At 72.0% G+C, this 18951-nt stretch carries 20 protein-coding genes; 13 read left to right on the top strand and 7 right to left on the bottom strand.

Annotation, left to right across the window (positions count from 1 at the left end; translation table 11 throughout):
- Position 1: 1 nt before the first annotated feature.
- Entirely contained in the window at positions 2 to 736 is a 735-nt protein-coding gene (locus AB0L75_RS13005; RefSeq protein WP_365179611.1) for a ZIP family metal transporter, read from the bottom strand.
- 161 nt (positions 737 to 897) lie between these two features.
- On the opposite strand from AB0L75_RS13005, the gene cobM reads away from it, so the two are divergent.
- The 6 genes from cobM to cobC are packed head-to-tail and all read left to right on the top strand — an operon-like array spanning position 898 to position 7212.
- A complete protein-coding gene (cobM, locus tag AB0L75_RS13000) occupies positions 898 to 1716 on the top strand; it encodes a precorrin-4 C(11)-methyltransferase (RefSeq protein WP_365179608.1) in 819 nt (272 codons plus the stop codon).
- On the top strand, positions 1713 to 2948 hold the full coding sequence (cbiE, locus tag AB0L75_RS12995; protein WP_365179605.1) for a precorrin-6y C5,15-methyltransferase (decarboxylating) subunit CbiE: 1236 nt from the start codon (positions 1713 to 1715) through the stop codon (positions 2946 to 2948). Before cobM ends, cbiE begins: the two co-directional genes overlap by 4 nt.
- Positions 2945 to 4636 carry a precorrin-3B C(17)-methyltransferase gene (gene cobJ, locus AB0L75_RS12990; protein ID WP_365179603.1) on the top strand — a complete coding sequence of 564 codons (1692 nt, stop codon included), beginning with the start codon at positions 2945 to 2947 and terminating at the stop codon, positions 4634 to 4636. The genes cbiE and cobJ overlap by 4 nt, the downstream gene beginning before the upstream one ends.
- A complete protein-coding gene (locus AB0L75_RS12985; RefSeq protein WP_365179600.1) occupies positions 4633 to 5220 on the top strand; it encodes a precorrin-8X methylmutase in 588 nt (195 codons plus the stop codon). The genes cobJ and AB0L75_RS12985 overlap by 4 nt, the downstream gene beginning before the upstream one ends.
- Positions 5217 to 6158 (top strand): sirohydrochlorin chelatase, encoded by a 942-nt coding sequence (locus AB0L75_RS12980; protein WP_365179598.1) that lies wholly within the window; start codon positions 5217 to 5219, stop codon positions 6156 to 6158. Before AB0L75_RS12985 ends, AB0L75_RS12980 begins: the two co-directional genes overlap by 4 nt.
- Positions 6148 to 7212 carry an Rv2231c family pyridoxal phosphate-dependent protein CobC gene (gene cobC / locus AB0L75_RS12975; protein WP_365179595.1) on the top strand — a complete coding sequence of 355 codons (1065 nt, stop codon included), beginning with the start codon at positions 6148 to 6150 and terminating at the stop codon, positions 7210 to 7212. The genes AB0L75_RS12980 and cobC overlap by 11 nt, the downstream gene beginning before the upstream one ends.
- 94 nt (positions 7213 to 7306) lie before the next feature.
- Here cobC and AB0L75_RS12970 read toward each other — a convergent pair whose 3' ends face one another.
- The 5 genes from AB0L75_RS12970 to AB0L75_RS12950 form a co-directional block, all read right to left on the bottom strand.
- A complete protein-coding gene (locus AB0L75_RS12970; RefSeq protein WP_365179593.1) occupies positions 7307 to 8209 on the bottom strand; it encodes an SCO1860 family LAETG-anchored protein in 903 nt (300 codons plus the stop codon).
- A 157-nt stretch (positions 8210 to 8366) separates the two neighbouring features.
- Complete coding sequence (locus AB0L75_RS12965; protein WP_365179590.1) at positions 8367 to 9458, bottom strand: amidohydrolase family protein; 1092 nt, start codon at positions 9456 to 9458, stop codon at positions 8367 to 8369.
- 18 nt (positions 9459 to 9476) lie between these two features.
- Positions 9477 to 10271 (bottom strand): amino acid ABC transporter ATP-binding protein, encoded by a 795-nt coding sequence (locus tag AB0L75_RS12960; protein WP_365179588.1) that lies wholly within the window; start codon positions 10269 to 10271, stop codon positions 9477 to 9479.
- Positions 10268 to 11101 (bottom strand): amino acid ABC transporter permease, encoded by an 834-nt coding sequence (locus AB0L75_RS12955; protein ID WP_365179586.1) that lies wholly within the window; start codon positions 11099 to 11101, stop codon positions 10268 to 10270. The genes AB0L75_RS12960 and AB0L75_RS12955 overlap by 4 nt, the downstream gene beginning before the upstream one ends.
- Before the next feature lie 4 nt (positions 11102 to 11105).
- Positions 11106 to 11945: a transporter substrate-binding domain-containing protein gene (locus AB0L75_RS12950; RefSeq protein ID WP_365179583.1), complete on the bottom strand. Its 840-nt coding sequence runs from the start codon at positions 11943 to 11945 to the stop codon at positions 11106 to 11108.
- A 154-nt stretch (positions 11946 to 12099) separates the two neighbouring features.
- Here AB0L75_RS12950 and AB0L75_RS12945 point away from each other — a divergent pair, with 154 nt between their 5' ends.
- From AB0L75_RS12945 to thpD, 6 genes are all read left to right on the top strand, one after another.
- A complete protein-coding gene (locus AB0L75_RS12945; RefSeq protein ID WP_365179580.1) occupies positions 12100 to 13149 on the top strand; it encodes an aminotransferase class V-fold PLP-dependent enzyme in 1050 nt (349 codons plus the stop codon).
- Positions 13150 to 13209: 60 nt separating this feature from the next.
- Complete coding sequence (locus AB0L75_RS12940) at positions 13210 to 13737, top strand: DinB family protein (protein ID WP_365179577.1); 528 nt, start codon at positions 13210 to 13212, stop codon at positions 13735 to 13737.
- Positions 13738 to 14002: 265 nt separating this feature from the next.
- A complete protein-coding gene (ectA, locus tag AB0L75_RS12935) occupies positions 14003 to 14521 on the top strand; it encodes a diaminobutyrate acetyltransferase (protein WP_365179574.1) in 519 nt (172 codons plus the stop codon).
- Positions 14522 to 14534: 13 nt separating this feature from the next.
- On the top strand, positions 14535 to 15806 hold the full coding sequence (ectB, locus tag AB0L75_RS12930; protein WP_365179571.1) for a diaminobutyrate--2-oxoglutarate transaminase: 1272 nt from the start codon (positions 14535 to 14537) through the stop codon (positions 15804 to 15806).
- Between the two features lie 29 nt (positions 15807 to 15835).
- Positions 15836 to 16240 (top strand): ectoine synthase, encoded by a 405-nt coding sequence (locus AB0L75_RS12925; RefSeq protein WP_365179568.1) that lies wholly within the window; start codon positions 15836 to 15838, stop codon positions 16238 to 16240.
- A 6-nt stretch (positions 16241 to 16246) separates the two neighbouring features.
- Positions 16247 to 17140, top strand: a complete 894-nt coding sequence (gene thpD, locus AB0L75_RS12920) for an ectoine hydroxylase (protein ID WP_365179565.1) — start codon at positions 16247 to 16249, stop codon at positions 17138 to 17140.
- Between the two features lie 80 nt (positions 17141 to 17220).
- Here thpD and AB0L75_RS12915 read toward each other — a convergent pair whose 3' ends face one another.
- Positions 17221 to 18282, bottom strand: coding sequence for an alkene reductase (locus tag AB0L75_RS12915; protein ID WP_365179562.1), 1062 nt, complete (start codon positions 18280 to 18282; stop codon positions 17221 to 17223).
- Between the two features lie 164 nt (positions 18283 to 18446).
- Here AB0L75_RS12915 and AB0L75_RS12910 point away from each other — a divergent pair, with 164 nt between their 5' ends.
- Positions 18447 to 18950 carry a MarR family transcriptional regulator gene (locus tag AB0L75_RS12910; protein WP_365179559.1) on the top strand — a complete coding sequence of 168 codons (504 nt, stop codon included), beginning with the start codon at positions 18447 to 18449 and terminating at the stop codon, positions 18948 to 18950.
- The last annotated feature ends 1 nt before the right edge of the window (position 18951 follow it).

Raw genomic sequence — 18951 nt, 5'->3', positions numbered from 1 at the left:
GTCAGCCGCCGGAGAGGCCGACCACCAGCCAGATGAAAGCCGCGCCGGCCACCGTGCACAGCAGGGTGGAGCGCGCGGGGTGCTCATGGTGGGCCTCGGGCAGGATCTCGGCGGCGGCGAGGTAGAGCAGAACGCCGCCGAACAGGCCGAGGTAGCCGCCGAGCACCGGTTCGGGGATGTGGAAGAAGGCGGTCGACACCGCGCCCACCAGCGGTGCGCAGGCGTCGGCGACCAGCATCGCGATGGCGCGGCGGCGGGCGTTGCCGTACAGGCTCGTGATGGTGAAGGTGTTGAAGCCGTCGGCGAAGTCGTGCGCGATCACGGCGAGCGCGACGGACGTGCCCATGCCGCCGCCCACCTGGAAGGCCGCGCCGATCGCCACGCCGTCCATGGCGCTGTGTCCCACCATCGCGGCGGCGGCCGTCAGGCCCACCTCGGGCGCCCGGTGGTTGTGGCCCTCGGCGCCGCCGTGGGCGGCCTGGCGTGCGGCCAGCGTGCGCTCCACCAGATGCGCCAGCAGGAATCCGCCCACGAACAGCAGCAGGGCGGCGGGTACGCCGAAGATCTCGCGGTCGGCGGCGTGCAGCGCCTCCGGCAGCAGATCCAGGCCGACCACGCCCAGCATCAGACCGCCGGCCAGGCCAAGGACCAGGTGCCGACGGTCGGTCACGCGCTGTGCCGTCCAGCCGCCGGCCAGCGTCATCAGGAACGCGCCGAGCGCGACGAAGACCGCCATAGGCCCTTGCTATCCGATGGAGGTGCCTTCGCGCACATCCGGCGCCGATCGCACTCCCCCAGACCCTGACATTTCACCGATTCCGACTTGCGTTTCCGTCGTTCCCGCAGTTCCCACAGTTTCCGCAGTTCCCGCAGTTTCCGTACGAGAGGACCCCTCCCATGGCCGATGCCCCCACCGGCAAGGTGACGTTCGTCGGTGCCGGCCCCGGCGCCGCCGATCTGCTGACGTTCCGCGCCGCGCGTGCGATCGCCGAGGCGGACGTGGTGATCTGGGCCGCGAGCCTGGTCCAGGAGGAGGTCCTGGAGCACGCGCGTGCGGACGCGGAGATCCTGGACTCGGCGGCCATGCCCCTGGAGGACGTCGTCGCCGTCTACCGGCGTGCCCACGCCGAGGGTCTGAAGGTGGCGCGGATCCACTCCGGCGATCCGGCGCTGTGGGGCGGCACACAGGAGCAGCTGGACCGGTGCGCGGAGATCGGGATCGCGGCGGAGGTCGTGCCGGGGGTCTCGTCCTTCTCCGCCGTCGCCGCTCTCGCCCAGCGCGAGCTGACGATTCCCGAGGTCGCACAGTCCGTCGTGCTCACCCGGCTGGGCGGCGGCAAGACGCCGATGCCGCCCGGCGAGGAGGTGCGCGAGTTCGCCCGGCACGGCACCACCATGGCGATCTTCCTGTCGGCGGCGCGCAGCGGGCAGCTGGTGCGCGAGCTGCTGGAGGGCGGCTATCCGACGGACACCCCGGTGGTCGTGGCCTATCAGGCGACCTGGCCGGAGGAGCTGGTCGTGAAGTGCACGATCGGCACGCTGGAGGAGACCGTCAAGGAGCACAAGCTCTGGAAGCACACGCTCTTCCTGGTCGGCCCGGCGCTCGACGCGCAGGGCACCCGCTCGCATCTGTACCACCCGGGCCACTTCCACGGGTACCGCAAGGCCGACCCGGAGGCCCGGCGGGCCCTGCGCGAGCAGAGGGCGAAGAGTTGATCACGGTCGTCGGTACGGGGACGGGCGCACCGGTCGCCGAGGACGTCCTCGCGGGCGCCGCGCTGGTGGTCGGCGGGCGCCGGCACCTGGACGCGGTACGGCTGCCCGAGGGGGCCGAACGGGTGGTGCTCGGGCCGCTGGCGCCGGCGCTGGACACGATCGCCGAGTACGCCGGCAAGGAGCTGGCGGTGGTGGTGCTGGCCTCCGGGGATCCCGGGTTCTTCGGGATCGTACGGGCGCTGGCCGAGCGGTTCGGCGCCGAGCTGCTGGATGTGCGGCCGGGGGTGTCCTCCGTCGCGACGGCGTTCGCGCGGCTCGGGCTGCCCTGGGACGACGCGGTCGTGGTGAGCGCGCACGGCCGGGATCTGCGGACGGCGGTGAATGCCTGCCGGGCGCATCCCAAGGTGGCCGTGCTGACCGGCCCGGGCGCCGGTCCCGCCGAGCTGGGCGCCGCGCTCGGCGACGGTGACCGGGTGCTCGTCGTGGCGAGTGCGCTCGGTGACCCGGAGCGGGAGCGGGTGGAGCGGACGAGTCCCGCCGAGGCGGCGGCCCGGGACTGGGGTGCGGCGGTGAGCGTGGTGCTGTGCCTGGACGAGGCGCGGGCGCTCGGCGGGGTGCGTACCGTCGCCGGCGTGCCGGAGCGGCCGGCGCGCTGGGCGCTGGACGAGGGCGAGTTCGCGCACCGGGACTCGATGATCACCAAGTTCGAGGTACGGGCGCTGGCGCTGGCCCGGCTCGGTCCCCGGCTGGGCGACCTGGTGTGGGACGTGGGGGCCGGCTCGGGCTCCGTGGCGGTGGAGTGCGCGCGGCTCGGCGCGGCCGTCGTCGCCGTCGAGAAGGCGGCCGACGGGGTCGAACGGATCCGCGCCAACGCGCGGGCCCACGGGGTCGGGGTGCGGGTGGTGCACGGCTCGGCACCGGGGGCCCTGGACGGGCTCGACGATCCCGACGCGGTGTTCGTCGGCGGTGGCGGCCGGGAGCTGCCCGCCGTCGTCGCCGCGTGCGCCCGGCGGGCGCGGCGGACCGTGGTCGTCGCCATGGCCGCCCTCGACCGGGTGCCGGCGGCGCGCGAGGCGCTCACGGCGGCCGGGTTCCGCTGCGACGGGGTGCTGCTGCAGTCGTCGCGGCTGGCGCCGCTGCCGGGCGGGGTGACCCGGCTCGCGGCGACCAATCCTGTGTTTCTGCTCTGGGGCGTCAGGGCCCCGGCGTCATGTGAAGGAGTTGTCCAGTGATCGGCCTGATTTCCGCCACGGCGGCGGGGGCGGCGGCTCGGGACCGGCTGGCCGCGGCCTGGCCGGACCGGACGCGGGTGTACGAGGGTCCCGTCGGGGAAGCGGTACGGACCGCGTTCGCCGAGTGCGAGCAGCTGGTGTGTTTCCTGGCGACGGGCGCGACGGTGCGGCTGCTCGCGCCGCTGCTCGGCGACAAGACCGCCGACCCGGGTGTGGTGTGCGTCGACGAGGGGGGCCGGTTCGCGGTGTCACTGGTCGGCGGGCACGCCGGTGGCGCAAATGAACTCGCCCGCGCGGTCGGCGGGTTGCTGGGCGCCGAGCCGGTGGTGACGACCGCCACGGACTCCGTCGGACTGGCGGGCCTGGACACGCTCGGACTGCCCTGCGAGGGCTCGGTCGCACTGGTCTCCCGCGCCCTGCTGGACGGCGAACCGGTCGCCCTGGAGGCGGAGTCGCCGTGGCCGCTGCCCCCGCTGCCGACCTCGGCGCAGGGGTCGTACACCGTCCGGCTCACCGACCGGGACGTCGTGCCGGCGGAGCACGAGGTGCTGCTCAGGCCGCCGTCGCTGGTGGTCGGGGTCGGCGCGTCCAAGGGCGCGCCGGTCGAGGAGGTGCTCGGGCTCGTCGAGGACGCGCTGCGGGAGGCGGGGCTGTCGGCCAGGTCGGTGGCCGAACTGGCCACCGTGGACGCCAAGGCGGACGAGCCGGGCATCGTGGCCGCCGCCGAGCGGCTGGGCGTGCCGGTGGTGACGTACTCCGCCGAGCGGCTCGCGGCCGTCGAGGTGCCCAATCCGTCCGACGCGCCGCTCGCGGCCGTCGGGACGCCGTCCGTGGCGGAGGCCGCCGCCCTGGTGCGCGGCGGTGAACTCCTCGTGCCCAAGCGGAAGTCCACGGCCCGGCCCGCGATGGCGACCTGTGCGGTCGTACGGCGTCCGGGGCGCGGGCGGCTCGCGGTGGTCGGGCTCGGACCCGGCGCCCGGGACCTGCTCACCCCGCGGGCGGCGGCCGAGCTGCGCCGGGCCTCGGTGCTGGTCGGGCTCGACCAGTACGTCGACCAGATCCGCGACCTGCTCAGGCCCGGCACCCGGGTGCTGGAGTCGGGGCTCGGCGCCGAGGAGGAGCGGGCCCGTACGGCGGTCGCGGAGGCCCGCAAGGGGCATGCGGTGGCGCTGATCGGCAGCGGGGACGCGGGCGTGTACGCCATGGCCTCCCCGGCGCTCGCCGAGGCCTCGGACGACATCGACGTGGTCGGGGTGCCCGGGGTGACCGCGGCGCTGGCCGCCGGGGCGATCCTGGGCGCGCCGCTGGGCCACGACCATGTCTCCATCAGCCTGTCCGACCTGCACACGCCGTGGGAGGTCATCGAGCGGCGGGTGCGGGCCGCGGCCGAGGCGGACATCGTGGTCACCTTCTACAACCCGCGTTCCCGGGGCCGCGACTGGCAGCTGCCCAAGGCGCTGGCGATCCTCGCCGAGCACCGGGAGCCGGCGACGCCCGTGGGTGTCGTACGCAACGCCTCGCGGCCGGACGAGTCCAGCCGGCTGACGACACTGGCCGCGCTCGACCCGGCGACGGTCGACATGATGACGGTCGTCACCGTGGGGAACACGGCGACCCGGGACATCGCGGGGCGCATGGTGACGCCGCGCGGCTACCGCTGGCAGGCATCGCAGGAGGAGGCGAAGTGAACCGTGTGGTCCACCCGATCGAGCAGGAGTCCTTCCGGCGGCTGCGCGCCCGCCTGGACACCTCACACTTCCCTCCGCTGACCCGGGGGGTGGTGGAGCGGGTCATCCACTCCGCCGCCGACCTGGAGTACGCGACCGACCTCGTGACGGACGAGGACGACCTGGTGAAGGCGCATGCCGCGCTGCACGCCGGTGCGCCGGTCGTCGTGGACGTGGAGATGGTCGCGGCCGGGATCACCCGCCGGGAGACCGTCTGCCGGCTCAAGGACGCCGAGTCCGGGCCGGGTCTCACCCGGTCCGCCCATGCGATCCGGCTCGCCTACGAGCAGGTCGGTCCCGGGGCCCTCTGGGTGATCGGCTGTGCGCCGACCGCCCTGGAGGAGCTGCTCACCCTGGACGCCTCCCCCGCACTCGTCATCGGCCTGCCCGTCGGCTTCGTCGGCGCGGCCGAGTCCAAGGCCGCGTTGCGCGAGAGCGGGCTGCCCGCCGTGAGCAACGTGTCCGAGAAGGGCGGCTCGGCGGTCGCCGCCGCCGCGCTCAACGCCCTGCTGTACCACACCGTTTCGCCTGAGGAGACCTCGTGACCACCCCGCCCGCCCTGCTCATCGCCGGACACGGCACCCGTGACGACGCCGGAGCCGAGGCGTTCCGCGACTTCGTCCAGCAGCTCGGGCGCCGCCACCCCGAGCTGCCCGTCGCGGGCGGCTTCATCGAGCTGTCCCCGCCGCCGCTGGGCGACGCCGTCGCCGAGCTGGTCGAGCGGGGCGTACGGCGGTTCGCGGCGGTGCCGCTGATGCTGGTGTCCGCCGGGCACGCCAAGGGTGACATCCCGGCCGCGCTGGCCCGCGAGAAGGAACGGCACCCGGGCATCTCGTACACCTACGGCCGCCCGCTGGGCCCGCACCCGGCGCTGCTGAGCGTGCTGGAGCGGCGGCTGGACGACGCGCTCGGCGGTACGGCCCGCACGCCCGGGGACCGGGCGGATGTCACGGTGCTGCTCGTGGGGCGCGGCTCCACCGACCCCGACGCCAACGCCGAGGTGTACAAGGCGGCGCGGCTGCTGTGGGAGGGCCGCGGGTACGCCGGGGTGGAGACGGCGTTCGTGTCGCTGGCGGCGCCGGACGTGCCGAGCGGCCTGGACCGGTGCGTGGCGCTGGGGGCGCAGAGGATCGTCGTCCTCCCGTACTTCCTGTTCACCGGGATCCTGCCGGACCGGGTGCGGCAGCAGACCGAGGGCTGGGCGGCCGCGCATCCGGACATCGAGGTGCGCTCGGCCGATGTCATCGGGCCCGAGCCGGAGCTGCTCGACCTGGTGATGGAGCGGTACGAGGAGGCCGTCAAGGGTGATCTGCGCATGAACTGCGACTCGTGCGTGTACCGGATCGCGCTGCCGGGCTTCGAGGACAAGGTGGGGCTGCCGCAGCAGCCGCACTTCCACCCGGACGACGACGGCCACCACGGTCATGGGCACGGCCACGGGCACCACCATCACGGGGGGCACTCGCACAGTCATGCGCACTGAGGACACCGGCGCGTCCGGGCACGATCTGCGGCATCACGGGGACGCCGAAGTACGGGACGACGGGGCCGCGTTGGTCGATCTCGCCGTCAACGTGCGCGCGGACACGCCGCCGCCGTGGCTGCGGGAGGAGATCGCCGTCTCGCTGTCGTCCCTCGCGGCCTACCCGGACGGGCGGGCCGCGCGGGCGGCGGTGGCGGCGCGGCACGGGCTGCCGGTGGAGCGGGTGCTGCTGACGGCGGGCGCGGCGGAGGCCTTCGTGCTGCTGGCCCGCGCGTTGAAGGTGCGCCGACCGGTCATCGTGCACCCGCAGTTCACCGAGCCCGAGGCGGCGCTCAGGGACGCGGGGCACACCGTGGACCGGGTGCTGCTGCGGGAGGAGGACGGATTCCGGCTGGATCCGGCGGCGGTGCCGGAGGACGCGGACCTGGTGGTCATCGGGAATCCGACGAATCCGACGTCGGTGCTGCATCCGGCGGCGGCGATCGTTCGACTCGCCCGTCCCGGACGGGTGCTGGTGGTCGACGAGGCGTTCATGGACGCGGTGCCGGGTGAGCGGGAGGCGCTGGCCGGGCGGACCGATGTGCCGGGGCTGGTGGTGCTGCGCAGTCTGACCAAGACCTGGGGGCTGGCCGGGCTGCGGATCGGGTATGTGCTGGCTCCTTCGGAGATCGTCGCCGAGCTGGAGCGGGCGCAGCCGCTGTGGCCCGTCTCGACGCCGGCCCTCGCGGCCGCGCAGGCGTGCGTGGCGTCCCGGGCACTGGCCGAGGCGGGGCATGCGGCGCATCGCATCGCGGCGGACCGAGCCCATCTGGTGGCGGGGCTGCGGGCCTTCGCCGACCGGGGTGTCCGGGTGGCGGAGCCTGCGGAGGGCCCGTTCGTGCTGGTCCGGATGGCAGGCGCTGCCGAGGTACGGCACCGGTTGCGTGATCTTGGTTATGCGGTGCGGCGCGGGGACACGTTTCCGGGGCTCGGTGCGGAGTGGGTGCGGGTCGCCGTGCGGGACCGGGGCACGGTGAGCGGGTTCCTGTCGGCGCTGTCGGCCGCCCTGCTGTAGCAGCTGCCCAGGTGGGCGGCGACGCTCCGGTCGGGCCGGGAGGCCGCTCCCTGCCCGGTGTGACGGCGAGCGGGGAGCGGCTGGCGGCGCGGTGTCAGCCCTTGCGGCGGCGGGCCACCGTCACCGCTCCCCCGCCGGCCAGCACCAGCACCAGCGCGCCGCCCGCGATGTACGGGGTGGCGGAGCTGCCGCCGGTCTCCGCGAGGTCGGCCCGGGCGCCCTGCGGCTTCACACCGGCGGCCGGGTCGTGGCTCGGCACCGGGTGCCCGCTGGGCGGGGCCATCGGGGACTCGCAGGTCGCCTTGGCCAGGGTGACCGTTCCCTGAACGTCGGCCACGTTGAGCTTCAACGGGTTGACGGAGACTTTGAGTTCGAGGGCGGTGGCGGCGGCCGTGCGGGTCGTGGTGCGCCGCTGGGCGAGGTCGAGGCGGACCTCGCCGACGCCGGGCACCTTCACGTCGGTCGGGCCGCCCGCGGTGAGCGTGACGCGCTTGCCGAGGACCGTGACCGCGCCGAGGACGTTCGCCGTGGCGGCCGGTGCCCTGCCGGCCTCGCAGGTCGCCCTGGCGGTGACCGTGCCGACCTCGATCAGGGACAGCAGGGGCAGGCCGGGAACGTGCAGCCGGGCGTTGACGACCCGCACCGAGCCCTCGGCGCGCCGCGCTGTCGCGGTGGCCCTGGCGGAGGCGACGTCCGCGCCGAGGACGGTGAACGGCCGGCCGCCGGCCACCGCGTCGAGCCGGGCGGACAGCGCGGTCCGGTCGGCGCTCCGCGGTGCCTGGACCTCGTTGAGGGAGACCGCGAGCGGGACGTCGACGGTCTTGTCGAGAAGGGACACGTCGAGCCCGGTGCGCAGGACGACGGCGGAGGCGCGACCGTGGTCGGTGGTCGCGTGCGCGGCGCCCGCGCCCAGGACCGCGGGACCGGCGGCCAGGGCGGTGACCGTCGCGGCGGTGGCGAGACGGCGTGCGGGCATGCGGAAGTTGTCGCTGTTCAAGGTGGTGGGACCCCCAGAGGAAACATGCTTGGGACACGTCAACCTTGTACGCACTGTGGGTGAACGGTCAGCGATCCAGGGTCACTTCACTCAAACGTGGATATCCCGCACTCTCCTTCGAATCGCCGGGCACAGGCGTTCTGCGGGGGCCGTCCCGCTACTCGACCACGATCCCGTTCAGCACCACCCGGCGCGGCGCCGCCAGCACCCGTACGTCGGCGCGCGGGTCGCCCTCGTACACCACCAGGTCGGCCGGCGCGCCCTCCTGAAGGCCGGGGCGGCCGAGCCAGGCGCGGGCGCCCCAGCTGGTCGCCGACACGGCGTCCACGGCGGGGATGCCGGCGGTGACCAGCTCCGCCACCTCGCCCGCGACCAGGCCGTGGGCCAGGGAGCCGCCGGCGTCCGTGCCGACGTACACCGGGATCCCGGCGTCGTAGGCGGCGCGCACGGTGTCGTAGCGGCGTTCGTGCAGCCGCCGCATGTGCGCGGACCAGCGCGGGAACTTGGTCTCGCCGCCGGCCGCGAGCTGCGGGAAGGTGGCGATGTTGACGAGGGTGGGGACGATCGCGACGCCCCGCTCGGCGAAGAGCGGGATCAGCTCGTCGGTCAGGCCCGTGGCGTGCTCGATGCAGTCGATGCCGGACTCGACCAGGTCGCGCAGGGAGTCCGTCGCGAAGCAGTGCGCGGTGACCCGGGCGCCGAGGCGGTGGGCCTCGGCGATCGCCGCCTCGACCGCCTCGCGCGGCCAGCAGGGAGACAGATCGCCGAGGTCGCGCTCGATCCAGTCGCCGACCAGCTTGACCCAGCCGTCGCCGCGCCGGGCCTCCTGGGCGACATAGGCGACGAGGTCGTCCGGTTCGATCTCCCAGGCGTAGTTGCGGATGTACCGGCGGGTGCGGGCGATGTGCCGGCCCGCCCGGATGATCTTCGGGAGGTCGGCGCGGTCCTCGATCCAGCGGGTGTCGGAGGGCGAGCCCGCGTCCCGCAGCAGCAGGGCGCCCGCCTCCCGGTCGGTGAGTGCCTGCTTCTCGGCGGTGGCGGCGTCGACCGGGCCGTGCGCGTCGAGGCCCACATGGCAGTGCGCGTCGACCAGGCCGGGCAGGACCCAGCCCTCGACGGTGGTGATGTCGCGGACGCCGGCGGGGCGGTCGTAGGACACCCGGCCCCCGACCACCCACAGCTCGTCGCGGACGTCCTCGGGTCCGACGAGGACCCGCCCCTTCACATGCAGCACCGCGCCATCGCTCATGCACCGCACCTTAACGACCTACGGCCGGGCCTTCCCCACCTGGTCGGAGGTCTCCTCCTCCACTTCGGCCATGGCCGGGTCGAGGAGGCGGGAGAGGAAGTGGCGGGTGCGTTCGTGCTGCGGGTCGCCGATGACCCGGTCCGGGGTGCCGTCCTCGACGATCAGGCCGCCGTCCATGAAGACGACCCGGTCGGCGACCTCGCGGGCGAAGGTCATCTCATGGGTGACGACCATCATGGTCATGCCCTCGCGGGCGAGCCGGCGCATGACCGCGAGGACGTCCCCGACCAGCTCGGGGTCGAGCGCGGAGGTCGGCTCGTCGAAGAGCATCACCTGGGGGCCCATGGCGAGGGCGCGGGCGATGGCCACGCGCTGCTGCTGGCCGCCGGAGAGGGAGGAGGGGTAGGCCGCCGCCTTCTCCGAGAGGCCGACGCGGGCCAGGTTCTCGGCGGCGATCCTCGCGGCCTCGGCCTTGTCCCGCCTAAGGACCCGGCGCTGCGGGAGCGTGAGGTTCTCGGTGACGTTCAGGTGCGGGAAGAGGTTGAACTGCTGGAAGACCATGCCGATACGGCGGCGTACGGCGTCGATGTCGACGTCGGGGTCCGTCACCTCGGTGCCGCCGACGAAGACCTGGCCCTGGGTCGGCTCCTCCAGCAGGTTCACACAGCGCAGCAGCGTGGACTTGCCGGAACCGGAGGGGCCGATGACGCAGACGACCTCGCCCTGGCCGATCTCCAGGTCGATGCCGCGCAGGACGTGGTTGTCGCCGAAGGACTTGTGCAGGTCCTGGACGCTGATCTCGGGGCGGGTCACCGGATCTCCTTCAGGGCCTTGGATTCCATACGGCGCACGACGAGGCTGAGCGGGACGGTGATCAGCAGGTAGCACAGGCCCGCGACCAGGATCGGCGTGGAGTTCGCGGTCGAGCTGGCCAGGTCGTTGCCGAACTTGGACAGCTCGCGCTCCTCCAGGGTGACGCCGAGGAACAGCACCAGTGAGGAGTCCTTGAAGAGCAGGACGAGTTCGTTGGTCAGCGGCGGCAGGATGATGCGGAAGGCCTGCGGCAGGATGATGGAGACCATGGCCCGGGCCGGCGAGAACCCGAGCGAACGGGCCGCCTCCATCTGCCCCTTGGGCACGGCCTGGATGCCCGCGCGGATCGTCTCCGCCATGTAGGCGGCGGAGACCAGTCCGAGGGCGACGGCGACCTTGCCGTAGGTGCCCCCCGGGTACTGGATGCTCGGGAAGGCCAGCGGCACGCCGACGCCGACGAAGATGAAGATCAGCAGCGCGGGCAGACCGCGGAAGATCTCGATGTAGATGCCGGCGAGCCAGCGGTACGGCCCCACCGACGACAGGCGCATCAGGGCGATGACCATGCCCAGGGCCAGGCCGACGACAAAGCCGGACAGCGTGTACAGCACGGTGTTCTTGAGGGCCACCGTGATGAGGTCCGGGAACAGCTGCCTCGCGATGTGGGCCTGCGCGAACTGGTTCTGCAGCCGGCCCCAGTCCGCGGTGACCGCGAAGGCGATCACCGCGGCGGCGAAGACGGCGTACTGCGCCGCCCGCGAGAGCCGGCGCTTCTGCCGGCGGGTCAGCCCGGTCTTCTTCGGCTGGATACGTGTGTCCGTGTCGGTCATGGGGTCAGGAGGCTGCCGGGGAGGCGGCGGAAGCGTCGTACGGGCCGATCCACTGCTCGTAGATCTTCTTGTACGTGCCGTCGGCCTTGGCGTCCTTGAGGGCCTTGTTGATGGCGTCGAGCAGGTCCTTGTTGCCCTTCTTCACCGTGAAGCCGTACTGCTCGCCGGTCTTGAGGTTGTCGACGACCTTGAACTTCTCGGCGTTGGCCTTGTCCTTCAGCCAGCCCTGGACGACCGGGTAGTCGATGATGACGGCCTGGACCTGTCCGGTGCGCATGCCGTTGAGGACCGCGTCGGAGGAGGCGAAGGAGACCGGGTCGAAGCCCTTGCTCTTGGCGAAGTCCTCGCCGGTGGTCTGCGCCTGGGCGCCGAGCTTCTTGCCCTTGGCCTTGACGTCGGCGAGCGAGTTGATCCCGCTGTCCTTGTCGACCAGGACGGCCTGGGTGGCCTCGAAGTACGGGTCGGAAAAGTCGACGTTCTTCTTGCGCTCGGCGGTGATCGTCATGCCGGCGGCGGCCAGGTCGCACTGGCCGGAGTTCAGGAAGGCGCCGGTCTTGAAGTTCTCGAACGGCGTGTCGAGGATCTGCTGCTTGACGCCGAGGTTCTTGGCGACGAGGTCGATGAGGGAGACGTCGAAGCCCTGCACCTTGCCGTTGATCTCCGACTGGAACGGCGGGTACGGCAGGTGGGTGCAGGTGGTCAGCTGACCGGCCTTGACGATGTGGACACCCTTGACGGTCGCCGGGCCGCTGCCCGAGCTGGAGGAGCAGCCGGCCACGAGCACGAGCCCGGCCGTCGCGGTGGTGGCTGCCAGAAGGCGGGTCCGGCGTCCGAGCGTTTTCATGGGGTGATCTCCGTGTCGGGGAGCTTATGCGGGAACTGTGGGTTCCGATTATAAGGAAGAGTTTGAGTCTCTCAAATCAAACCCATGGTTTCCGGGCCATTGGACCTAAGATCAAGGGAGTCCCGACCTCCGTGACCGAAGAGAGAGCACCGCCGTGAGCCACCCGTTCCTCGATCTGCCCCCGCTCGGTGCCGAGCGCTTCGCCGCCATCGAGGACGGGATCGCCCGGCTGCTGGGCACCCGCCAGGACGTGCTGGTCACCCAGGGTGAGGCGCTGCTGCCGCTGGAGGGCGCGATCCGCGCGGCGGCCGGTCCGGGCACGGTGGCCCTGAACGTGATCACGGGCCCGTACGGCCAGACCTTCGGCGACTGGCTGCGCGCCTGCGGCGCGACCGTGCACGACTTCTCCGTCCCCTTCCACACGGCGGTCACCGCCGCGCAGATCCGGGAGGCGTTCGCCGAGCACCCGGAGATCGACTTCGTGTCGCTGGTGCACGCGGAGGCGGCGACCGGCAACACCAACCCGGTCGCGGAGATCGGCGATGCGGTACGGGAGCAGGGCGCGCTGTTCTACCTGGACGCGGTCGCCTCCGTGGGCGCGGAGCCGGTGCTGCCGGACGCGTGGGGTGTCGACCTGTGTGTGATCGGCGCGCAGAAGGCGATGGGCGGCCCGGCGGGCGTGTCGGCGATCTCGGTGAGCGAGCGGGCCTGGGCCCGGATGGCGGCCAACCCCCGTGCGCCGCGCCGTTCCTATCTGTCCCTGCTGGACTGGAAGGAGCGCTGGATCGACGTCGGCCGCCGGGTGCTGCCGCACGCTCCGGCCCAGTTGGAGATGCTGGCGCTTCAGGCGTGTCTGGAGCGGATCGAGTCGGTGGGCCTGGACGCGGTGATGGCCCGGCACCGCGACGCCGCACTGGCCACGCGGCAGGGTGCGGTCGCCCTGGGCGGGGGGCTTGAGCCGTATGTGTACGAGGAGAAGGACGCGGCACCGGTCGCCACGACCCTGCGGGTGCCGTCGGGGGCAGTGGCCTCGGAACTGGTGGCGCGGGCACTGGAGAGCGACCCCGCGCTGCCGCTCGCCGCCGGCGGGGGTGCGCTGGCCAAGGAGATGATCCGGGTCAACCACTACGGGGCGGACGCTTCGCCGGAGACTGTGCAGAGGTGCCTGGCGGCGATCGGCGCGGCACTCGGCGACGGGCGCTAGGCCCAGGGGGCTCCGCCCCTGAACCCCCGCGTTGTCAGTGGCCCGTGTCATCCTCGCCGCATGACCGACAACACGCCTCCCACCCTTCCCGACGGTCGTCCGGTCCCCGTCCTGACGGGTCCCGAACGCCCCATGCTGGAGGGCTGGCTGGACTTCCACCGGGCCACGCTGGAGCTGAAGTGCCGGGGACTGGACGACGGGCAGGTGCGGCTCGCCTCGGCGGAGCCGTCGCCGCTGACCCTGCTGGGGCTCGTCCAGCACCTCGCCGAGGTCGAACGGACCTGGTTCCAGCGGGTGTTGGCCGGACTCGACGTACCGCCAGTGTTCGAGGAGAGAACGGGGTACGGCCTCGATCCTGAGCGCGGGCTGGAGGAAGCCCTGGCCGTGTGGCGGGCGGAGATCACGCGCGGCCGGGAGCTGCTGGCCGAGCGGGATCTGGAGGATACCGGGCGGATCACCGACGCGCCGATGACCGGGGTCGAGGTCAGTGTGCGCTGGGTGCTCATCCATCTCATCGAGGAGTACGCCCGGCACAACGGACACGCCGACATTCTGCGTGAACGAATCGACGGAACCACCGGCGTCTGAATTCAATTTAGTTTCACAATTCCCGCCAATTCTCCGGACGATAGCTTCCCGTCTTCTTCTGCCCGCTTTTTGCAAAGCTAAACAGGGGATTTGTCAGCGGCTTTCTTGCGGATCATTGACGGTTTCCCTACTGTGACACACCCCACAGTAGGGTGGATTTGCCCTGATTCGCCATGGGGCAATCCGGGCATTTCACTGCACCCGCTGTGCGGCACAGCGACGGCGGCCGTGCATTTCCCAATTCGCCTCGCTAAATTCGTGCCGCATGACTGCCGCACCCGCAGACCTGCTCATCGACCAGCCGGCGGTGACCGACGGAGCCGCGCTCTGGCGTCTCGCCAAGGAATCGAAAACCCTCGACCTGAACTCTTCGTACAGCTATCTGCTGTGGTGCCGGGACTTCGCGGCCACCTCGGCCGTGGCGCGCGGTGCGGACGGGGAGCCGGTCGGTTTCGTCACCGGCTATGTGCGGCCGGAGCGCCCCCGCACCCTGCTCGTCTGGCAGGTGGCCGTCGACTCCGGCCACCGGGGCCTCGGTATCGCCGCCGCCCTGCTGGACGGGCTGACGGCACGGCTCACCGCCGAGCGCGGCATCACCGACGTGGAGACGACCATCACCCCGGGCAACACCGCCTCCGAGCGGCTGTTCACCTCGTTCGCCACCCGGCACGGCGCACACCTGGAGCGCGAGGTGCTGTTCCCCGCCGAGCTGTTCCCGGACGGTCCGCACGATCCCGAAGTCCTCTATCGCATCGGTCCGCTGACCGACATCACCGCCCACTGAGGAGCGATTCACCGTGACCATCACCCAGCCCGACCTCAGCGTCTTCGAGACCCTCGAGTCCGAGGTGCGCAGCTACTGCCGCGGCTGGCCCACGGTCTTCGACCGCGCGCAGGGCAGCCGGATGTACGACGAGGACGGTCATGCCTATCTCGACTTCTTCGCCGGCGCCGGCTCACTCAACTACGGCCACAACAACCCCGTACTCAAACGGGCGTTGATCGACTATCTGGCACGGGACGGAGTGACCCACGGCCTGGACATGTCGACCACGGCCAAGCGGTCCTTCCTGCAGACCTTCCAGGATCTGGTGCTGCGCCCGCGCGATCTGCCGTACAAGGTCATGTTCCCGGGCCCGACCGGCACCAACGCCGTGGAGTCGGCGCTGAAGCTGGCGCGGAAGGTGAAGGGGCGCGAGGCGATCGTGTCGTTCACGAACGCCTTCCACGGGATGTCGCTGGGCTCGCTCGCCGTGACCGGCAACGCCTTCAAGCGGGCCGGCGCCGGGATCCCGCTGGTGCACGGCACTCCGATGCCGTTCGACAACTACTTCGACGGCACGGTCCCCGACTTCCTGTGGTTCGAGCGCCTCCTGGAGGACCAGGGCTCCGGCCTGAACAAGCCCGCCGCGGTGATCGTGGAGACCGTGCAGGGCGAGGGCGGCATCAATGTCGCCCGGCCCGAATGGCTGCGCGCGCTCAAGGAGCTGTGCGAACGGCAGGACATGCTGCTGATCGTCGACGACATCCAGATGGGCTGCGGCCGTACGGGCGCCTTCTTCTCCTTCGAGGAGGCCGGGATCGTCCCCGACATCGTCACGGTGTCCAAGTCGATCAGCGGCTACGGGCTGCCGATGTCGCTGTGCCTGTTCAAGCCGGAGCTGGACGTGTGGGAGCCGGGCGAGCACAACGGCACCTTCCGGGGTAACAACCCGGCGTTCGTCACCGCCACCGCGGCCCTTGAGACGTACTGGGCCGACGGCTCGGCCATGGAGAAGCAGACCCGGGCCCGGGGTGAGCAGATCGAGCAGGCGCTGATCGCCATCACCGAGGAGAACCTCGCCGATGTGAAGGAGTACCGCGGGCGCGGTCTGGTGTGGGGCCTGGAGTTCCACTCCAAGGACCGGGCGTCGCGGGTCGCGCGGCGGGCCTTCGAACTGGGCCTGCTCATCGAGACGTCCGGCCCGGAGGGCGAGGTCGTCAAGCTGCTGCCCGCCCTCACCATCACCCCGGACGAGCTGGACGAGGGACTGCGCGTCCTCGCCCGTGCCGTCCGGGAAACCGTCTGAACCGCACAAGCCAGGAGGAAGAGCACCACGTGATCGTCCGATCGTTCAAGGACATCGAAGGCACCGACCGGCACGTCAAGGCGGAGTCCGGCACCTGGGAGAGCAAGCGGATCGTGCTGGCCAAGGAGCGGGTCGGCTTCTCCCTGCACGAGACCGTCCTCTACGCCGGGACCGAGACGTCGATGTGGTACGCCCACCACATCGAGGCCGTCGTCTGCACCCGGGGCGAGGCCGAACTGACCGACCGTGAGACCGGGGAGACGTACACCATCACGCCCGGCACCATGTACCTCCTCGACGGGCACGAGCGGCACACGCTGCGCGTCAAGGAGGACTTCCACTGCATCTGCGTGTTCAACCCGCCCGTGACCGGACGGGAGGACCACGACGAGAACGGCGTCTACCCGCTGCTCACCGAGCCCGAGGAGGTGTGAGAAGCCATGACCACTGCCCCCGTGAAGGATCTCTACCCGACCCGCGGCACCACCGAGGTGACTGTCCCGCGTCAGGACCCGGTCGTCTGGGGCTCCCCGGACACGCCGGGCCCGATCCCGTCGGCCGATCTGCAGGCGTACGAGCGTGACGGCTTCCTGGCCGTCGACCAGCTGATCACCCCGGCCGAGGTCGAGGTCTACCGGCGTGAGCTGGACCGGCTGGTCACCGACCCGGCGATCCGCGCCGACGGGCGCTCCATCGTGGAGCCGAAGTCGAAGGAGATCCGCTCGGTCTTCGAAGTGCACCGGATCAGCGAGGTGTTCGCGAACCTGGTGCGCGATGAGCGGGTGGTCGGCCGTGCCCGGCAGATCCTCGGCTCGGACGTGTACGTCCACCAGTCCCGGATCAACGTCAAGCCCGGCTTCGGCGCGAGCGGCTTCTACTGGCACTCGGACTTCGAGACCTGGCACGCCGAGGACGGCCTGCCGAACATGCGCACGGTGTCCGTCTCGATCGCCCTGACCGAGAACCACGACACCAACGGCGGCCTGATGATCATGCCGGGTTCGCACCGGACGTTCCTGGCCTGCGCCGGTGCCACGCCGAAGGACAACTACAAGAAGTCGCTGCAGATGCAGGACGCGGGCACGCCGTCCGACGAGGCGCTGACCGCGCTGGCGAGTGAGCACGGCATCCGGCTGTTCACCGGCAAGGCCGGCTCGGCGACCTGGTTCGACTGCAACTGCATGCACGGCTCCGGCGACAACATTACGCCGTTCCCGCGCAGCAACGTCTTCATCGTGTTCAACAGCGTGGACAACGCGGCCGTGGAGCCGTTCGCGGCGCCGGTGCGGCGGCCCGAGTTCATCGGCGCGCGGGACTTCACTCCCGTGCGCTGAACCCCGACGCGCCGCAGGGGCCTCCACCGACGTGGTGGAGGCCCCTGATGTGTGTCGGACGGTGTGTCACCCGGCGTGTGTCACAGTGCGGGATAGTCGGTGTATCCCTCAAGGCCGCCGCCGTAGAAGGTCGCCGGGTTCGCCGGGTTGAACGGGCCGCCCGCGCTCAGCCGGGCCGGCAGGTCGGGGTTGGCGAGGAAGAGCTGCCCGTAGGCGATGACATCGGCCGTGCCGTCGTCGATCAGCGTCAGCGCGTCCGGGCCGGTCGGGCCCTCGGTCGCCGGGTTGAGCACGAACACCCCGCCGAACCGCTTGCGCAGCGCCGCGGTCAGCTCCCGGCCGCCCGGGACCTCCATCACATGCAGATAGGCCAGGCCCAGCGGCTCCAGCGCGTCGACCAGCGCGGTGTACGTCGGCTCCGGCTCCGGCTCCTCGATGCCGTTGAACGGGTTGCCCGGGGACAGCCGCAGGGCGGTGCGCTCGGCGCCGATGGCCTCGGCGACGGCCGTGACGGCCTCCAGCGCGAACCGGATGCGGCCGGGCACGGAACCGCCCCACTCGTCGGTGCGCCGGTTGCTGCCGGGGGCGAGGAACTGGTGGATCAAGTAGCCGTTGGCGCCGTGGAGTTCGACCCCGTCGAAGCCGGCCTCGATGGCGCCGCGGGCGGCGGCCGCGAAGTCGGCGACGGTGGCGCGGACCTCCTCGGCCGTCAGTTCGCGGGGCGTGACGAAGTCCTTGGGGCCCTCGTGGGTGTAGACCTGGCCGGGCGCCGCCACCGCCGACGGGCCGACATTGACCAGGCCGTCCGGCAGCAGGGCGGGGTGGCCGATCCGGCCGGTGTGCATGAGCTGGGCGAAGATCCGTCCGCCGGCGCCGTGCACGGCGTCGGTCACCGTGCGCCAGGCGGCGATCTGCTCGGGCGTGTGCAGGCCCGGGGTGTCGGGGTAGCCCTGGCCCACCGCCGAGGGCTGGATGCCCTCGGTGACGATCAGACCGGCCGAGGCGCGCTGCGTGTAGTACTCGGCGGTGAGGTCGGTGGGCAGGCCGCCCTCCGCGGCGCGGCTGCGGGTCATCGGGGCCATGGCGATGCGGTTCGCCAGGCGGAGGCCGGGCAGGTCGATCGGGTCGAAGGCGGTGGTCATGGGGGCTCCCGGGTCCTTTTGTTGGTCGGCCAAGTAACAATGCCGAAGTCACTGTACTGCAATCATTGGCCGACCAAGTAAATTCCCCTGAGTAGGCTGCTGTGACGGTCGATGCGCAGTCGGAAGAGGTGTCGACGCGCAGTCGGGAAGGTGCGGGAGCAGCGATGGACGCCACCAGGGAACCCACCGCGGCGGGCACGGCCGGGCACGGCTGCACGCTGCCCGCCGCCGCCCAGGGCGGTCCGGTCAGCCATGCGCTGAGCCGGGTGGCGCGGCTGCACCGGACCGCCGCCGCCGGGCTGCTGCGCGAGCTGGGGCTCTATCCGGGCCAGGAGCTGGTGATGATGTCGCTGGGCGAGAGCGGGCCGGCCCGGCAGTCGGACCTGATCCGGATGCTCGGCCTGGACCCGTCCACGGTGACGAAGATGCTGCAGCGGCTGGAGCAGGCCGGGCATGTACGACGGCTGCCTGACCCGGTGGACCGGCGTGCGGTGCTGGTGGAGGCGACGGAATCCGGCGCCCGGCTGCTGGCCGAGGTGGGGCGGGTGTGGAGCGTGCTGGAGGAGGAGAGCCTCGCCGGGCTGGCCCCGGCCGAGCGCGAGCAGCTGCTCACCCTGCTCGGCCGGGTCGAGGCCAGCCTGTGCGAGCGAGACGCTCCGCGGGCCTGAG

Source organism: Streptomyces sp. NPDC052101 (assembly GCF_040680235.1).
Lineage (GTDB): Bacteria > Actinomycetota > Actinomycetes > Streptomycetales > Streptomycetaceae > Streptomyces.
Note: the sequence above shows the minus strand (reverse complement) of the source record. Positions and strands in the feature narration are given on the sequence as shown.

Bases quoted from the DNA above. Each gene is read 5' to 3' on its own strand.
- AB0L75_RS12940 (WP_365179577.1), top strand. From the start codon at position 13,210: ATGACCGACAACACGCCTCCCACCCTTCCCGACGGTCGTCCGGTCCCC.
- AB0L75_RS12950 (WP_365179583.1), bottom strand. From the start codon at position 11,945: ATGAAAACGCTCGGACGCCGGACCCGCCTTCTGGCAGCCACCACCGCG.
- AB0L75_RS12965 (WP_365179590.1), bottom strand. From the start codon at position 9,458: ATGAGCGATGGCGCGGTGCTGCATGTGAAGGGGCGGGTCCTCGTCGGA.
- AB0L75_RS12915 (WP_365179562.1), bottom strand. From the start codon at position 18,282: ATGACCACCGCCTTCGACCCGATCGACCTGCCCGGCCTCCGCCTGGCG.
- thpD (WP_365179565.1), top strand. From the start codon at position 16,247: ATGACCACTGCCCCCGTGAAGGATCTCTACCCGACCCGCGGCACCACC.
- ectA (WP_365179574.1), top strand. From the start codon at position 14,003: ATGACTGCCGCACCCGCAGACCTGCTCATCGACCAGCCGGCGGTGACC.
- cobM (WP_365179608.1), top strand. From the start codon at position 898: ATGGCCGATGCCCCCACCGGCAAGGTGACGTTCGTCGGTGCCGGCCCC.
- cobC (WP_365179595.1), top strand. From the start codon at position 6,148: ATGCGCACTGAGGACACCGGCGCGTCCGGGCACGATCTGCGGCATCAC.
- AB0L75_RS13005 (WP_365179611.1), bottom strand. From the start codon at position 736: ATGGCGGTCTTCGTCGCGCTCGGCGCGTTCCTGATGACGCTGGCCGGC.
- AB0L75_RS12955 (WP_365179586.1), bottom strand. From the start codon at position 11,101: ATGACCGACACGGACACACGTATCCAGCCGAAGAAGACCGGGCTGACC.
- AB0L75_RS12910 (WP_365179559.1), top strand. From the start codon at position 18,447: ATGGACGCCACCAGGGAACCCACCGCGGCGGGCACGGCCGGGCACGGC.